Raw genomic sequence first — 16,188 nt, forward strand, 5'->3', positions numbered from 1 at the left:
GATGACGGCGGAGGGGCGGGACAGGACACGAGAAGGGGGAGAGGACCAGCGTGGGGAATCCGGAGCGCTCACGGGTCACCGTGGTGGTGGCCACCCGCGACCGGCGCGAAGAACTGCTGCGCACGCTGGGGCACCTGGAACGGCTGGAGCCCCGCCCGCCCGTGGTGGTCGTGGACAACGCCTCCAGCGACGGCACCGCCGAGGCCGTGCGCGAGGGCTTCCCCGGCGTCGAACTCGTGCGCCAAGGCCGCAACACCGGCTGCGTCGCCCGCAACACCGGGGTGGCGAGAGCCCGGACGCCCTACGTCGCCTTCTGCGACGACGACTCCTGGTGGGCGCAGGGGTCGCTGGAGGCGGCGGCCGACGCCCTGGACGCCCATCCGCGCCTGGGGCTGGTCGCCGCGTCGGTGTTCGTCGGCGAGGAGGGGCGGCCCGACCCGCTCAACGGGGCGCTGGCCCGCAGCCCGCTCCCGGACGGCGACGGCCTGCCCGGCCCGCGGATCCTCGGCTTCCTGGCCTGCGCCGCCGTGGTGCGGCGCGAGGCCTTCACGGAGGCGGGCGGCTTCAGCCACCTGCTGTTCTTCGCCGGGGAGGAGGCCCTCCTGGCCCAGGACCTGGCGGCCTCGGGCTGGGAGCTGTGCCACCTGGAGCACGTGCGCGTGCACCACCACCCGTCCTCGGCGCGCCCGCCCGGCCTGTGGCGGCGCACACTGGAGGAGCGCAACGCCCTGCTGACGGTCTGGCTGCGCCGCCGCCCGGGCCTGGCCCTGGCGCGCACGGCCCGGCTGGCGGGGCGCTCGCTGCGCGACCCCGTCTCGCGCGGCGCCCTGACCGGGGCGCTGCGGGTCCTGCCCGCCGTGCTGGCCCGGCGCCGCCCGGTGCCCGCGCACGTGGAACGCGACCTGTCCCTGCTGGAGGAGGCATGAGCCGGAACGCCCGCGTCGGCGTCGTGGTCATCACCCGCGACCGCCGGGAGGAGCTGCTGCGCACCCTGGACCGGCTGGCGGACCTGCCGGGGCCGCCGCCGACCGTCGTCGTGGACAACGCCTCGGGCGACGGCACGGCCGCGGCCGTCGCCGAACGCCACGGGTGGGTGCGGCTCGTCCGGGCGGGGGCCAACCTGGGCTCGGTGGGCCGCAACGTCGGTGTGGAGGCCCTGGACACGCCCTACGTCGCCTTCTGCGACGACGACACCTGGTGGGAGCCGGGCTCCCTGGAGCGGGCCGCCGACCTGCTGGACGCCCACCCCGGGCTGGGTTCGGTGACGGCGCGGCTGATCGTCGAGCCCGCGGGGAGCGAGGACCCCATCACCCCGGAGCTGCGCCACTCGCCGGTGCCCGGGCCGGACTGGCTGCCCGGCCCCGCCCTGCTGGGGGTGCTCGCCGGGGTCACCGTGTTCCGCGTCCGCGCCTTCTGGCAGACGGGGGGCTTCTCCCGGCGCCTGTGGATGGGCGGGGAGGAGGAGTTGCTGGCACTGGACCTGGCCGCCGCCGGGTGGTGGATGTGCTGGGACGAGGACACGGTCGCCCACCACGCCGCCTCGCCGGTGCGCGACCCCACCCGGCGGCGGCGCCTGGGCATCCGCAACACCCTGTGGACCGCGTGGCTGCGGCGCCCGGTGGACGGGGCGTGGCGGCACACGTGGTCGGTGCTGCGGTCGGTGCCGCGCGACCTGCCGAGCGCGATGGCCGTCGCCGAGGCGCTCGGGGGGCTGCCCTGGGTGCTGAGGGAGCGCGCGCCGGTCCCGCCGCGGGTGGAGCGCGGTCTGCGCACGCTGGAGGCGCCCCGCAGGGAGTCCCGGGCGCGGCGCTACGTGGGCTGAGCGGCCCGGGCCGCCCCGGCCGTTCGGGCTCCTGGCACGGGGTCCGCCAGGCGGTGCCCGGGCTCGCGTCGCGTTCCGGGCGGACACCTCCCCGTGATGCCGGGTGCGGCGTCTCCCCGGGACGGCACCGCCTTCCCGCCCGGGGCCAGGCCCTGGTGGGTGTTTCGGGAACAAAAGCTGGAATTCCAGGTAAGCGACAGATGGTCATTCGGTGAATACTCGGTGTAGCAACACGGGTATGTACACGAACGCGTCACCTGTCCGTTCGATCCCTGGGGCTGCCCCTCCCAGGGCGAGGAGTCCCCCCGTGCAAGCGCAACGGAACCCTGTCCCCGTTCCCCCGCCTCCTCCGAGCACCCGGCCGACACCGCGCGGACGGCGCGCATGACCCACCGGCCCCTCCGCGCGTCGGGCCGGGCACCCTCCGGCACGAACGCGCGCAGGGCGTTGGCCGCCCTGTGCGTCACCGTCACCGCCAGCCAGGGAGTGCTGTTCTACGCCTTCCCCGTGCTGGCGCCCGCCATCGCCGAGGACACCGGCTGGTCCCTGCCTGCCGCCATCGCCCTGTTCTCCGGGTCCCAGGTCGTGGCCGGGCTGGGCGGGCCCCTGGTGGCCCGCTGGCTGCGCGTGCGCGGCCCCCGCCCGGTGATGACCGCGGCGGCCCTGCTGGGCGCGGTCGCCGTCGCCGGACTCGCGCTGGCCCCGAACCTGTGGTTCTTCGGCGCGGCCTGGCAGGCGGCCGGAATCGCCGTGGCCGGGCTCTCCTACCCGCCCGCCTTCGCCGCCCTGACCCGCTGGTACGGGACGGGCAGGGTACGGGCGCTCACCATCCTCACACTGGTCGGCGGGCTGGCCAGCACCGTCTTCGCCCCGCTGACCGCTGCTCTGGAGGCGCAGGTCGGCTGGCGCGGTGCCTACCTCGTCCTCTCCCTGGTCCTGGTGCTGGTGGTGGTCCCGCTGCACGCCCTGGCCCTGACCCCGCCCTGGACCCCCTGCGGCACCGACGACCGGGCCGGGGACCGCCGGACGGTGCGCGGGGTGGTCCGCAGCGGCGCGTTCTGGGCGCTGACCACGGCGCTCGCCCTGGGCAGCCTCACCGTGTACGCGGTCGTGGTCGGCATCGTCCCGCTCATGGAGGGACGCGGGTTCGGCACCGCCGAAGCCGCCTGGACGCTCGGCGTCATGGGCGTGGGCCAGGTGCTGGGCCGCCTCGTCTACGCCCCGCTGGCGCGGTACAGCGGGGCGGTGTACCGGATCGCGACCGTACTCCTGGCCTGCGCCGGGGCGACCGTCCTGATCGCCCTGGTCAGCGGGCCGCTGGTCCTGGTCATGGCCGCCGCGGCGCTGGTGGGCGCCGCGCGGGGCGTGCTCACCCTGCTCCAGGCCACGGCCGTGGCGGACCGATGGGGGGAGGAGCACTACACCACGCTCAACGGCATCATGCACACCCCGCTCATGCTCACCATGGCCCTGGCCCCGGGGGCGTGCGCGCTGCTGGCCGGACCCCTGGGCGGCTATCCGGAGGTGTTCCTGCTGCTGGCGTTCCTGTCGGTGCTCGGCGCCCTGGTCGCGCTGGCCAGCGGTCCGTCCCGCCGCTAGGGGGTCGGGCGGGGCCCGGCGCCCCGCTCACCCCTCGCGGGCGCCTCCCGGGCGTCGGACGCGGACGCGGCGCGCAGCAGCCGAAGCTGACCGAGCTCGGCCACGTTCTTCATCAGCTCGCCGTTGACCCAGGCGACCGTGTGCTCGACGGCCAGTCCCGAGTCCGGCGGCCAGGGGAACGCGGCGGGGGCGTCCAGGTCCGGGCCGGCGAGTCCCTCCAGCGCCGCCAGCCACCGGGTCCGCAGCTCGCGCAGCCAGTCGGCCGCCTCCTCCGGGCCCGGCCAGACGACCTCCTCGCGCTCGCGCGGAACGCGCCCCCGCAGGTGGTCGAGGGCCGTCGACCACCACCAGCCGATGTGCCAGGTGACCCAGGCCGCGGTCGGGACGGGCACGGGGTCGGGTTCGGTGTCCGCCCAGTCCGGCACCCACCGGCCGTCCCCGTCCCGGCGCACCGTCCAGCACAGGGGACCGGGCTCCCAGAGCAGGTCGCCGGGCTCCAGGCGCTCCAGGTGGTACTCGAACAGGGACCAGGTGAAGTCGAACTGCCAGCGCAGCAACGTGGAACGAGGGTCGGGCATGGGGCCAGCCTGGCACAGCACCCCGTCCGCGCCGAAGCGGTTTTCCCGCGCGGGCACGGGCGGGGCCGGACCACGCGGCCCGCCGGGCTCCCGCGGTCGGGTCCTCCCATGAGGGCGGGGGAAAACCGGGTGAGAACGCGTCGCGGTTGACGTAGCGTCAACGCCTGACGCCGGTTCCGGGGCCCTGACGTGAGGTCCACGGGAGCCCGCCCCGGGACGGCCGGCTACCAGCACGAGGCCATGGCGTTCTACGCGCGCCAGCGGCTCGACCAGGAGGAGGACGCGTGATCCCCGCGCACTGGCCCGCCCACCGCCGCGACGAGGACGGCGAGGTGCTCGGCTACCTCGAACCCGTGGGGGAGGGGCGGTACCGTCCGGTCACCCCCTTCGGCCGTCCGCTCGACGGCCCCGGTGACGAGGACTCCGCCCGCGCCGTCCTGGACGCCCGGGGGCTGGCCTACCTGGCCGACCCCTGGCTGCTGAGCGTCCCCGGGCGCGAGGAGCCGATCAGGGTGCGGATCGTGGAGGTCAGCCCCGAGCGGATGCGGGTGGCCAACATCGACCACGGCTACGAGGAGGCCGACCTGGGCCGCGTCTTCGTCCTGGACGTGCCCGAGACCGAACGGCTCCGCCCGGCCGGGGGCTGAGCACGAGGCCGGGGACGACGCGTCCCCGGCCTCGCCGCCTCCCCCCGCCCTCAGAGGACGTCGGGCGAGACGTCCAGCACCGTGCGGTCGCGGGAGGCCACCAGGTCGAACTGCGGTCCGGTGCGCGGCAGCTCGTGCCGGAAGAAGTACGCCGCCGCGGCGCGCTTGCCCTCGTAGAAGCCGCCCTCGCGCCCGTGCGCGGCCACCAGCTGCTCCAGCCACATCCAGGCGACCACCACGTGCCCCACCGCCTCCAGGTAGGGGGTGGCGTTGGCCAGGGCCACCGCCGGGTCGCCCTCGCCCCAGGCCTCGGCGGCCGTGCCCACGGTCCGGTCCAGGGCGTCCGACAGCAGCTGCGCGTACTCGGCCTCGCGGCCGCCCAGCTCCCGGGCCCGATCCGCCGTCGCGCGCGCCGTCTCCACCAGCAGCGACAACCGGGAGCCGCCGTCGAGCACGGCCTTGCGCCCCAGCAGGTCCAGGGCCTGGATGCCGTGGGTCCCCTCGTGGATCGGGTTGAGCCGGTTGTCCCGGTAGTGCTGCTCCACGTCGTACTCGCGCGTGTACCCGTACCCGCCGTGCACCTGGATGGCCAGGCTGTTGGCCTCCACGCACCACTGGGAGGGCCAGCTCTTGGCGATCGGCGTGAGCACGTCCAGCAGCAGGTGGGCCCGTGCGCGCGCCTCCTCGTCCCCGGCGCTGGCGGTCTCGTCCACCAGCCGGGCGCAGTACAGCACCAGGGCGAGCGCGCCCTCGACGTAGCTCTTCTGGGCGAGCAGCATCCGGCGCACGTCGGTGTGGCCGATGATGGGGACCTGCGGCCGCTCGGGGTCCTTGTCGCCCAGCGGGCGGCCCTGGAGGCGTTCGCGGGCGTAGGCCAGCGACTTGAGGTAGCCGGTGTAGCCGACGGCGGCGGCGCCCGCGCCCACCCCGATCCGGGCCCCGTTCATCATGTGGAACATGTACTTCAACCCCTGGTGCGGCTCGCCGACCAGGTAGCCGACCGCGCCCGGCCGCCCGCCGGGGGTGTGGCGGCCCTCGCCGAAGTTGAGCAGCGCGTTGACGGTGCCCCGGTAGCCCATCTTGTGGTTGAGCCCGGCGGGCACGACGTCGTTGCGCTCGCCGACCGACCCGTCGGCCTCCATCAGGTACTTGGGCACGACGAACAGGGAGATGCCCCGGACCCCGGGCGGGCCGCCGGGGATCTTGGCCAGCACCAGGTGCACGATGTTCTCGGTCAGCTCGTGGTCGCCCGCCGAGATCCACATCTTGTTGCCGAACAGCCGGTAGCCGCCCTCCCCGTCCTCCTCGGCCCGGGTGGTGATGTCGGCCAGCGAGCTGCCCGCCTGCGGCTCGGACAGGCACATGGTCCCGGTGAAGCGCCCCTCCACCATGGGGCGCACCCAGGTGTCGACCTGCTCGGGGCTGCCGTGCGCCAGGAGAAGGCGCGCGTTGCCGGAGGTGAGGAAGGGGTAGGCGGAGGTGCCCAGGTTGGCGGCCTGGAAGTAGGCGCCGCACGCGCTGGAGACCACGTGCGGGATCTGGGCGCCGCCCACGGAGGCGGGCATCCCGGCGGCGCTCAGCCCGGTCTCGGCGTAGACCTCCAGGGCCTTTCCCACCTCGGGGATGACGTGGACGCGCTCGCCGTCGAAGCGGGGCTCGTTGGCGTCGTTGGCCTTGTTGTGCGGCGCGAAGTGGTCGGTGGCCACCCGTTCGGCCAGTTCCAGCGCGGCGTCGAGGGTCTCGCGGGAGTGGTCGGCGTAGTGGGGGCGGCTGGTGAGCGCCTCGGTGTCGAGCCACTCGTAGAGCAGGAAGTGCAGGTCGCGAGTGGACAGCAGGGTGGACGCCACGGGTCGCCTCCTTGGGATCGTGGACCGACTGGTCGGTATGCTACCCGCTTCGCGGGGATCGGGGGCGACCGGGGCCACCCGGCCGTCCGAGCCCTAAGCTTGCTGCCACCGACCCGAGAAGGAGCGCTGACCCGCATGTCCGCTGTGTCCGACCCCTCCCGCACCGTCCTGCTGCTCAACGGCCCCAACCTCAACCTGCTGGGCACCCGTGACCCCGGGCAGTACGGCACCACCACCCTGGCGGAGGTCGAGCGGCGCGTGGTCTCCCTCGGCGAGGAGCTGGGCGTGCACGTGGTGTGCGCGCAGAGCAACAGCGAGGGCGTGATGGTGGACCGGGTCCACGCCGCGCGCGGCTGGGCCGGGGTGGTGCTCAACCCCGGCGCCTACGCGCACTACGGCATCGCGCTGCGCGACGCGATCGACGCGGTCGAGGCGCCCGTGGTGGAGGTGCACATCTCCAACATCTACGCCCGCGAGGAGTTCCGGCACACGTCGGTGACCGCGCCGGTGGCCGCGGGCTACGTCGCCGGGTGCGGGGTCTTCGGTTACGAGCTGGCCCTGCGCGCGGTGCTGCGGCGCGACGCCGAGCGCCGGGAGGCGGGCGGCGCCCAGGCGGGCTGAGGCGGGCGGCCGCACCGGTTCCCGGAACCTCGCCGTGAGGCGGCCCGCGGGGGCGCCCCCGCGGGCCGGAACCGGTCGGGGCCGGGGGCCCGTGGGGCGGTGCGCGGCGGACGCGCCCGCGGGCGGGGAGCGGCCGCTCCCCGCCGAAAAAGCAGTACCGACCAGTCGGTTTGTATCGTGCGCGCGTCGGGCGGCACGTGCGTTCAGCGGTAGGTCATCAGCGCGGGACCGCCCTGCTCCAGGTGGGCGTGGTCGTTGAAGGACAGCAGCTGTGTGCCGCCCCGGCCGTGTAGCAGCTTGCTCACCGAAGCGTTGACCACCACGCGGTTCAGGGCCAGGAACCCGGCGGGCGCCGTGCCCAGCAGGGTCGAGCACACCGTCGCGATCACCCCGGCGGAGGTGAAGACCAGCGCGGTCTCCCCCTTGCCGAGCCCGGCGACCAGGTCGTCCAGCGCCTGCCGGACCCCGGAACGGAAGCCCTCCCAGGTGCCCGGACCGCTGCCCCCGGCTGCGATCCACGAGGCCAGGGAGGCGTCGAGCCGCTCCTGGAGCGAGCCCGTCGCGACCGGGTGGGCACCCAGCAGGCCGAGGTGGTCGTACTCGTTCCACCGCTCGTCGCCGACCGGCTCCAGACCCAGGCCCGCCTCGGACAGGGCCGCGGCCGCCGTCTGGCGCTGGCGGCGCAGCGCGCCGGTCACCACGCGGCCCACCCGGGGTCCGCGCCGCCGGAGTTCGGCGCCCAGCAGGCGGGCCTGCTCGTAGCCGGTCGGGCTCAACTCGTCGTAGTCCTCCGCCTCGGGGGAGGCCTTCCCGTGGCGGATCAGATAGATCGCTGGCATCGCACCAGCGTACGAGTGGCCCCAAGGGCGCCCGCACGCCGGGGGACGCGATCGGCGCGGGGTCACCGTCCGCCGGGCGGTCGCGCGCGGGGGTCCGGCGGGGGCGCAGCGAGAGTCCGGACGGGGGCGAAGGCGCCCGTCGTTCGAGAACGCCCGCGTACCCGGCCTTCTCGCTTGCACCGCGCTTTTCGCGAGCAGGACAATACGGGTGCGAACCACGCTTCCCGTGAGAGGGCGCATCATGACGGACACACCCCCCATCGACGCCACCGTGGCACACTCCGCCCGGGTGTGGAACTACTGGCTGGGAGGCAAGGACAACTACCCGGCCGACCGCGAGGTCGGCGACTACGTGCTCCAGGCCTATCCGGAGATGGTCACCGCGGCCCGCGCCGACCGGGAGTTCCTCATCCGCGCGGTCACCCACCTGGCCCGTGAGGAGGGCGTCCGCCAGTTCCTGGACGTGGGCACCGGGCTGCCCACGCACAACAACACCCACGAGGTCGCCCAGGCCGCCGCCCCCGACGCCCGCGTGGTCTACGTGGACAACGACCCGCTGGTGCTCACGCACGCCCGCTCGCTGCTGGCCGGCGAGGGGGCGGGGGACGTCCACTACGTCGACGCCAACCTGCACGAGCCCGAGCAGGTCCTCAAGGCGGCCGCCGCCCACCTGGACTTCGACCGGCCCATCGCGCTCACCGTCCTGGGCACCATGGGGCACACCCCCGACAACGCCCGGGCCTACGCCACCGTGCGCGCCTACGTGGACGCGCTGCCCCCGGGCAGCTTCCTGGCCCTGTGCGACGGGACCGACACCAGCGAACCGATGATCGAGGCGGCCCGGCGCTGGAACGAGACCGCACCCCTGCCCTACCACCTGCGCAGCCCCGAGGAGATCGCGGGCTTCTTCGACGGGCTCGACCTGCTGGAGCCCGGCGTGGTCTCGGCGCCCTTCTGGCGGCCCGACGCCACGGAGGTGGGCGGGGTCGTCGCGGCCGACCAGTACTGCGGCGTCGCCCGCAAGGCCTGACGGCCCCGCCGGGTCCCGGAGAGCGCCCCGGGACCCGGACGGCAGGACGGGCCTCAGCAGGCCGACCGGAAGTGTTCCCGGTGTGATGCGGGGGCCCGTGTGCGTCAGGCGGTCCCGGAGTCGGGCTCGAAGCGCACCACCACCGACTTCGACGTCGGCGTGTTGCTCACCTCGGCCGTGGAGTCCAGCGGCACCAGCACGTTCGTCTCCGGGAAGTAGGAGGCCGCGCACCCGCGCGCGGTCGGGTAGTGCACCACCCGGAAGTGCGCCGCGCGCCGCTCCCTGCCGTCGTGCCACTCGCTCACGATGTCGGTGTAGGCGCCGTCGGCCAGTCCCAGCTCCCGGGCGTCCTCGGGGTTGACCAGCACCACCCGGCGGCCGTCCTTGATGCCCCGGTAGCGGTCGTCGAGGCCGTACACGGTGGTGTTGTACTGGTCGTGCGAGCGCAGCGTCTGCAACAGCAGCCGCCCCTCGGGGACCTCCGGCGCGTACGTGCCGTTCACCGTGAAGTTGGCCAGCCCGGTCGCGGTGGGGAATCGCCGGTCGTCGCGCGGGGCGTGCGGCAGGGTGAACCCGCCGGGCCTGCGCGCGCGGGCGTTGAAGTCCTCGAACCCCGGCACGACCGCGGCCACGTGCTCGCGCACCCGGTCGTAGTCGGTCAGCTCCGACCACGCCACCGGGAAGTCGCCGAGCACCCGCCCGGCCAGGTCGCAGACGATGTCCACCTCCGAGCGCATGCCCTGTGACAGCGGCGCCAGCACGCCGTGGGAGGCGTGCACCTTGCCCATGGAGTCCTCCACCGTCACCCACCGCGGCTCGCCGCCGCGCAGGTCGCGGTCGGTGCGCCCCAGCGCGGGCAGGATCAGCGCACGGGTCCCCGTCACCACGTGCGAGCGGTTCAGCTTGGTGGACACGTGCACCGTCAGCCCCACCCTGCGCATGGCGTCCTCGGTCACCAGCGTGTCCGGGGTGGCCGCGACGAAGTTGCCGCCCATCGCGAAGAACACCCGCACGTCACCGCGCGCCATGGCGCGGATGGCGTTGACGGTGTCGTAGCCGTGCTCGCGCGGCGGCGCGAAGCCGAACTCGGCGCCCAGCGCGTCCAGGAACTCCTCGGCCGGGCGCTCGAAGATCCCCATCGTGCGGTCGCCCTGCACGTTGGAGTGGCCGCGCACCGGGCACACGCCCGCGCCGGGGCGGCCCACGTTGCCGCGCAGCAGCAGGAAGTTGACCACCTCGCGGATGGTGGGCACCGAGTGCCGGTGCTGGGTCAGCCCCATCGCCCAGCACACCACGATCCGCTCCGAGGAGGTGACCATCGCGGCGATGCGCTCGATCAGCTCCCGCTCCAGGCCGGTGTCGCGCTCGGTGCGCGCCCAGAACTCCTCGTCCGACTCGGCCAGCAGCGCCTTGGCGAACTGCTCGAACCCGTGGGTGTGGGCCGACACGAACTCCCGGTCCAGGACCGGCTCACCGCGCTCGTCGGCCTCCAGCAGCAGGCGGTTGAGGGCGGAGAACAGGGCGAGGTCGCCGCCCAGCCGCACCTGCGCGAACAGGTCGGTCAGTTCGGTGCCGCGCCCCAGCAGGCCGCCCGCGTGCTGGGGGTTGCGGAACTCGCGCATCCCCGCCTCGGGCAGGGGGTTGACGGTGACGATCCGCGTCCCGGACTTCTTGGCCCGCTCCAGGGCGGTGAGCATGCGGGGGTGGTTGGTGCCGGGGTTCTGCCCGGCCACGATGATGAGGTCGGCCTCGCGCAGGTCCTCCAGGGACACGCTGCCCTTGCCCACGCCCAGGGTTTCGGTCAGGGCCGAACCGGACGACTCGTGGCACATGTTGGAGCAGTCGGGGAGGTTGTTCGTGCCGAGGGCGCGGGCGAACAGCTGGTAGCAGAACGCCGCCTCGTTGCTGGTGCGCCCGGAGGTGTAGAACACCGCCTGGTCCGGGGAGTCCAACGCCCGCAGGTCCTCGGCGACCAGGTCCAGCGCGCGCTCCCAGCTGACCGGCTCGTAGTGGGTGGAGCCCTCGGCCAGGTACAGCGGCTCGGTGAGGCGGCCCTGCTGGCCCAGCCAGTACCCGGACCGCCCGGCCAGCTCGCGGACCGAGTGCGCGGCGAAGAACTCCCCGGTCAGCGCCGTGGCCGTGGCCTCCTCCGCGACGGCCTTGGCGCCGTTCTCGCAGAACTCGGCCCGGTGCCGTTTGTCCCCCTCGGGCCAGGCGCAACCGGGGCAGTCGAAGCCGCGCTTCTGGTTGATCGCGAGCATGGCGGGCAGCCCGCGCCGTACGCCGGTGTGCTCGTTGAGGTGACGGAGGCTGTTGAGCACGGCGGGGAGTCCGGCCGCGCTGGTCTTGGGCGGGCTGACCTCAGGAGAGTCCTGGGCGGGGTCTGCGTTGTCCGAGTGCTGGTGTCTCACACTGCGCATTCTGGCACTGACCGTCCGATGGTGGGACGTCCGGGTGAGCGACCCGGGCCTCAGGGGGTGCGGGTGGTGCCCAGGGGCAGCCCCGAGCTGGCGTCCCGGGCCGGACTGCCGGGGGTTTTGCTGTTCATCGACCTCTGTGCCTGTTTCCGGGAAGCGCGTGCTGTTCGCCCCCTCCCGGCGCTGCGCGGACGGACGGCGAGGGCGGCGGCCCCGTCCGACGGCGCGTGACATGCCGCCGACTCCGCAATGCGCCCTTCCGGCCGCCTCGCGGGGCAGACTGGCGGCGCTGGTCGCCAGGAGAAACGTGGGTACACGGACGGCATGAGTGTCTTTGAGCGCAACCCCCGGACGGCCCCGGCACGGCCGGGGCGAACGCCCGCACGGCGGTGCGGCCCCTCGCGGACGCGCGGGGACCGGAGGGCGGGCCGATGAGCGACGTCGGCTGGCCGCTGGAGACCGGTCTGCTGCGCGCGGTGTTCGACAGCGTGGGCGCGGGGATGTTCGTCATCGACACCACCGGCCGCATCACCGCCGCCAACCCCTACGCGCAGCGGATCCTCGACCGGCCCAGGGAGGAGATGCTGGGCTCGGACCTGCACGACCTGCTGCACCGCGGCCCGGACGGGGAGGAGAGGCCCCGGGAGGGCTGCCGCGTCCTGGCGGTGCTCGACAGCGGCCACCCGGCCGAGGGGAGCAGCGAGTCCTTCCTGCGCGGGGACGGCACGCTCGTGCCCATCATCTGGGCGACCACCCCGCTCCAGCACGAGGACCGTGTGGAGGGCGCGGTCATCGTCTTCCACGACTTCCGGGCGCACCGCGACGCCGCCGATCAGACCGCGGCGCACCTGGCGGCCCTGGAGGAGCTCACCGCCCGGCTGAGCCTGGTGGCGGAGATCTCCGTGGTCCTGGTCTCCACCCTGGACGTCCCCGAGATGCTGGACAGGCTGGTCCGCCTGCTGGTGCCGGAACTCGGGGACTGGGCGGTGGTCGACATGGTCACGGAGGGGCGCACGAAGGAGGTGGAGCGCGTCGCCGTGCACGCCCCGGGCGACCACGGCACGGCCGAGTCGCTGAAGGGCCCGCTTCCGCCGCTGTCGCCCGCCTCCCACGCGGCGCTGCTGCGCGCCCTGTACAGCGCCGAGCCCGTCCTGCTCGACACCGGTGACCTGGCCCGCGGCCCGGACGAACCGCTCGCCCGGGCGCACCGGCAGCTGTTCGAACGCCTGGGCGGGAGCTCCGCGGTGGTGGTGCCGCTGCACACCCGCAGACAGGTCTTCGGGGCGCTGACAGTGGCCCGGACCGGGGAGCGGTCCGCCTACACCGACGCCGAGGTCCTCGTGCTGGGGGACGTCGCCCGGCGCGCCGGTCTGGTGATGGAGAGCGCCCAGCTCTTCGAGCAGCAGCGCCACGTCGCCGAGACCATGCAGCGCCAGCTCCTGACACCCCTGCCGCAGGTCGACCACCTGCGGTTCGCCGCCCGCTACCAGCCCGCGCAGCAGGCCGCCGAGATCGGCGGGGACTGGTACGACGCCTTCCTGCTCGCCGACGGCGTCATGACCATGGTCATCGGCGACGTGGTCGGCCACGACCTCCAGGCCGCCGCGCACATGGCCGAGGTCCGCAACATGCTGCGCGCCCTGGCCTGGGACCGACAGGAACCCCCCAGCCTGATCATGAGGCGGCTGGACGAGGCCATGACCAACACCAGCGACGCCCCCATGGCCACCGCCGTCTTCGCCCGCATCGAGGGCCCCGAGGGCGGGCCCTGGTGCCTGCACTGGGTCAACGCCGGGCACCCCCCGCCGCTGCTCGTCACCTCCGACGGCCGCACCCGCTACCTGGAGGACGGCCACGGCCCTCTGCTGGGCATGAGCGCCACCCTGCACCTGGGCCTGGACTGGCCCGACGCCCGCGAGGAGATCCCCGCGGAGTCCACCCTGCTGCTCTACACCGACGGCCTCGTCGAGAGCCGCGAGCACCCCATCGACACGGGCCTGGCCAACCTGCGCCGCCACGCCGCCGCCCTGGCCCGTCGCGACGTCGAGGACTTCTGCGACGAACTCCTCGCCCGCATCGACCCCGGCGGTGACGACGTCGCCCTGCTCGCCCTGCGTATCCCGTCGGCGGGCGAGGGAGCGGGCGACGACACCGCGCCACCCCAGCACGCGCACAGCCCCGCCGCGGACGGCCGCGGGGCCCCCGGTGCGGACGTCGAGGACAGCTCGGTCAGGGACACCTCCGAACGGGGGTGAGCGGGACCGGTCCCCGGGTGCGGGCCCCGGGGCCGCCGGTCAGCGGCGCCCCGGTCCGGTGCGCCGACCGTCCCGTCCGCCGTCTCGGACAGCCCGCCACGCCGGGGGAGGACCGGTTCCGGGGCGCCCGCGCCGCCCGTTTCCGCCGACACGCGAGGGGTAGTGGCCGAGGGTAGCCCAGGGGGCCGCGCGCTCCCCAGGCGACGACCGCCACCGTCGTGAGACCAGGGGGAACCATGAAGGCAGTGGTGTGGAACGGGACCAGGAACGTCGACACCGTGAACGTTCCCGACCCGCGGATCGAGGAGCCCGGCGACGCCGTCATCCGGGTCACCAGCTCGGGCCTGTGCGGATCCGACCTCCACCTGTACGAGGTGCTCGGGCCGTTCATGACCCCGGGGGACGTCCTCGGACACGAACCCATGGGCGTGGTCGAGGAGGTCGGTTCCGGCGTCACCTCCCTCACCCCCGGCCAGCGGGTCGTCATCCCCTTCCAGATCTCCTGCGGACACTGCCTCATGTGCGACACGGGCCTCCAGAGCCAGTGCGAGAACACCCAGGTCGAGGAGCAGGGCATGGGCGCCGCGCTCTTCGGCTACAGCAAGCTCTACGGCGCGGTGCCCGGCGGGCAGGCCGAGTACCTGCGCGTTCCGCGCGCCGAGACCACCGCGGTCCCGGTACCCGACCAGGGCCCCGACGACCGCTACCTGTTCCTGTCCGACGTGCTGCCGACCGCCTGGCAGGCCGTCCGCTACGCCGACGTCCCCGAGGGGGGATCGGTGGCCGTCCTGGGGCTGGGGCCGATCGGCGACATGTGCTGCCGGGTCTCCCGCCACCTGGGCGCGGGCAGGGTGTTCGGCGTGGACCCGGTGGCGGAGCGTCGCGCCCGCGCCGCCGCGCGGGACGTGGAGGTGTTCGACTCCTCCAAGGGCACCGACGACGTGGTCCAGGAGATCCGCGACCGCACGGACGGGCGCGGACCGGACGCGGTCATCGACGCGGTCGGCATGGAGGCGGCCGGGCACGGCTCGGCCAGGTTCGCCCAGCGCGTGGCCAACCTCATGCCCCGGGGCGTGGCGGCCAGGATGATGGAGACGGCCGGGGTGGACCGCCTGACCGCCCTGCACACCGCCATCGACCTGGTGCGGCGCGGCGGGACCGTCTCCCTGATCGGCGTGTACGGCGGCATGGCCGACCCGATGCCGATGCTCACGCTCTTCGACAAGCAGATCCAGCTGCGGATGGGGCAGGCCAACGTGCGCCGGTGGGTGCCGGAGATCCTGCCGCTGCTGGAGGGGGCCGACCCGCTGGGGGTGGACGACTTCGCCACCCACCACGTGGGCCTGGACGCGGCCTCGCTGGCCTACGAGAAGTTCCAGAAGAAGCAGGACGGAGTGTTCAAGGTCGTCTTCCGGCCCTGACCCGCCGGAGGCGGGCGCCCCGGGCCGGGGGGATCCGGCCCGGGGCGCCTTTCCGGCCGCGGGGGCCGGAGGTCAGTTCTCGTAGATCCGGACGTAGTCGACGACCATCTGCTGGGGGAACTGGGTGGTGCCGTCGGGGTAGCCGGGCCAGTCCCCGCCCACGGCGATGTTGAGGATCATGAAGAAGGACTGGTCGTAGACCCAGGGGTTGCCGCCCACGTCCGCGCTGGTGAGGGTGTGGTAGGCGTTGCCGTCCACGGACCAGGTGATGGAGCCGGGGCTCCAGTCGACGGCGAAGGTGTGGAAGTCGTCGGCGAAGGACCAGCCCTGCGGGTGCGTGTAGGAGGCTCCGATGCCGTTCGCGCCCGAGTAACCGGGCCCGTGCACGGTGCCGTGCACCATGTGGGGCTCGTACCCGACGTTCTCCATGATGTCGATCTCGCCGGAGTCGGGCCAGGGGGTGTCGGGGAAGTCGGCGCCGAGCATCCAGAAGGCGGGCCAGATGCCCTGGCCGCGGGGGATCTTGATGCGTGCCTCGATGCGGCCGTAGGCGTGTTCGACCTTGTTCTGGGTGGTCATGCGTGCGGAGGTGTAGCTGCCGTCCGCTTCCTGGCGTGCGGTGATGACGAGGTTGCCGTTGCCGTCGAGGGCGGAGTTGGCGCGGTTGTCGGTGTAGTTCTGGAGTTCGTTGTTGCCCCAGCCGTGGTCGCCGGTCTCGTGGTTCCAGTTGGCGGGGTCGGGGGCGCTTCCGGCGGCGCCGTCGAACTCGTCGGACCAGACGATGTCCCCGGGGGCCGCACTGAGTTCGGCGTTGGCCTCGTCCACGGCTCCTCCCGTCCACTGCGGTGCGGTGAGGACCGCCGCGGCCAGCGCGGCGGAGGCGGTCACCGCCGTGGCGACGGTGGCGGTGCGGCGGGTACTGCGGCGGGCGCTCTTGGTCATGGCGTACTCCGTTGAGCGGGGGGACGGGCGCGCCCGGCGCCGCGACGCGTGCGGAATAGCGGGTTCCGCACGGGCCGCGCGGGGCGGCACCCGCGTGGGCGGGTGCCCACTGAACAAGCGTTAAGTGACTGTACGTACGCGAGCGGTCGCGGGCAAGGGGGGTCGTGCGA

13 protein-coding genes are annotated in these 16,188 nt (G+C 74.2%); 8 read left to right on the plus strand and 5 right to left on the minus strand.

Going from position 1 to position 16,188, the window contains the following annotated elements; translation table 11 throughout:
- Window positions 1-50 precede the first annotated feature (50 nt).
- The 3 genes from HGB44_RS14045 (at window position 51) to HGB44_RS14055 (ending at window position 3,421) form a co-directional block, all read left to right on the plus strand.
- The gene (locus HGB44_RS14045) at window positions 51-926 is read left to right on the plus strand and encodes a glycosyltransferase family 2 protein (RefSeq protein WP_061078706.1); all 876 of its coding nucleotides are present in this window, start codon (window positions 51-53) and stop codon (window positions 924-926) included.
- Entirely contained in the window at window positions 923-1,822 is a 900-nt protein-coding gene (locus HGB44_RS14050) for a glycosyltransferase family 2 protein (RefSeq protein WP_061078707.1), read from the plus strand. The genes HGB44_RS14045 and HGB44_RS14050 overlap by 4 nt, the downstream gene beginning before the upstream one ends.
- A gap of 384 nt (window positions 1,823-2,206) precedes the next feature.
- Window positions 2,207-3,421, plus strand: a complete 1,215-nt coding sequence (locus HGB44_RS14055; RefSeq protein WP_061078708.1) for an MFS transporter — start codon at window positions 2,207-2,209, stop codon at window positions 3,419-3,421.
- On the opposite strand, the gene HGB44_RS14060 is transcribed toward HGB44_RS14055, so the two are convergent.
- Window positions 3,418-3,999 carry a DinB family protein gene (locus HGB44_RS14060; RefSeq protein WP_061078743.1) on the minus strand — a complete coding sequence of 194 codons (582 nt, stop codon included), beginning with the start codon at window positions 3,997-3,999 and terminating at the stop codon, window positions 3,418-3,420. The genes HGB44_RS14055 and HGB44_RS14060 overlap by 4 nt on opposite strands.
- Window positions 4,000-4,283: 284 nt before the next feature.
- Here HGB44_RS14060 and HGB44_RS14070 point away from each other — a divergent pair, with 284 nt between their 5' ends.
- A complete protein-coding gene (locus tag HGB44_RS14070; protein ID WP_061078709.1) occupies window positions 4,284-4,646 on the plus strand; it encodes a hypothetical protein in 363 nt (120 codons plus the stop codon).
- Between the two features lie 50 nt (window positions 4,647-4,696).
- On the opposite strand, the gene HGB44_RS14075 is transcribed toward HGB44_RS14070, so the two are convergent.
- Window positions 4,697-6,493, minus strand: a complete 1,797-nt coding sequence (locus HGB44_RS14075) for an acyl-CoA dehydrogenase (protein ID WP_061078710.1) — start codon at window positions 6,491-6,493, stop codon at window positions 4,697-4,699.
- A 135-nt stretch (window positions 6,494-6,628) separates the two neighbouring features.
- Between HGB44_RS14075 and aroQ the strand changes: the two genes are divergently transcribed.
- Window positions 6,629-7,114, plus strand: a complete 486-nt coding sequence (gene aroQ / locus HGB44_RS14080) for a type II 3-dehydroquinate dehydratase (protein ID WP_061078711.1) — start codon at window positions 6,629-6,631, stop codon at window positions 7,112-7,114.
- 203 nt (window positions 7,115-7,317) lie between these two features.
- Here aroQ and HGB44_RS14085 read toward each other — a convergent pair whose 3' ends face one another.
- Window positions 7,318-7,953: a histidine phosphatase family protein gene (locus HGB44_RS14085; RefSeq protein WP_061078712.1), complete on the minus strand. Its 636-nt coding sequence runs from the start codon at window positions 7,951-7,953 to the stop codon at window positions 7,318-7,320.
- A gap of 241 nt (window positions 7,954-8,194) precedes the next feature.
- Between HGB44_RS14085 and HGB44_RS14090 the strand changes: the two genes are divergently transcribed.
- The gene (locus tag HGB44_RS14090; RefSeq protein WP_061078713.1) at window positions 8,195-8,983 is read left to right on the plus strand and encodes an SAM-dependent methyltransferase; all 789 of its coding nucleotides are present in this window, start codon (window positions 8,195-8,197) and stop codon (window positions 8,981-8,983) included.
- A 104-nt stretch (window positions 8,984-9,087) separates the two neighbouring features.
- Here the strand turns inward: HGB44_RS14090 and HGB44_RS14095 are convergent, their stop codons facing one another.
- Window positions 9,088-11,403, minus strand: a complete 2,316-nt coding sequence (locus HGB44_RS14095; RefSeq protein WP_061078714.1) for an FdhF/YdeP family oxidoreductase — start codon at window positions 11,401-11,403, stop codon at window positions 9,088-9,090.
- Window positions 11,404-11,831: 428 nt separating this feature from the next.
- Here HGB44_RS14095 and HGB44_RS14100 point away from each other — a divergent pair, with 428 nt between their 5' ends.
- Together HGB44_RS14100 and HGB44_RS14105 are read left to right on the plus strand one after the other, a co-directional pair.
- Complete coding sequence (locus HGB44_RS14100; protein WP_061078715.1) at window positions 11,832-13,655, plus strand: SpoIIE family protein phosphatase; 1,824 nt, start codon at window positions 11,832-11,834, stop codon at window positions 13,653-13,655.
- Between the two features lie 236 nt (window positions 13,656-13,891).
- A complete protein-coding gene (locus tag HGB44_RS14105) occupies window positions 13,892-15,076 on the plus strand; it encodes an alcohol dehydrogenase catalytic domain-containing protein (RefSeq protein ID WP_061078716.1) in 1,185 nt (394 codons plus the stop codon).
- Window positions 15,077-15,148: 72 nt separating this feature from the next.
- Here the strand turns inward: HGB44_RS14105 and HGB44_RS14110 are convergent, their stop codons facing one another.
- Window positions 15,149-16,018: a glycoside hydrolase family 16 protein gene (locus HGB44_RS14110; protein ID WP_061078717.1), complete on the minus strand. Its 870-nt coding sequence runs from the start codon at window positions 16,016-16,018 to the stop codon at window positions 15,149-15,151.
- Between the last annotated feature and the right edge of the window lie 170 nt (window positions 16,019-16,188).

This window comes from Nocardiopsis alborubida (assembly GCF_012396365.1).
Lineage (GTDB): Bacteria > Actinomycetota > Actinomycetes > Streptosporangiales > Streptosporangiaceae > Nocardiopsis > Nocardiopsis alborubida.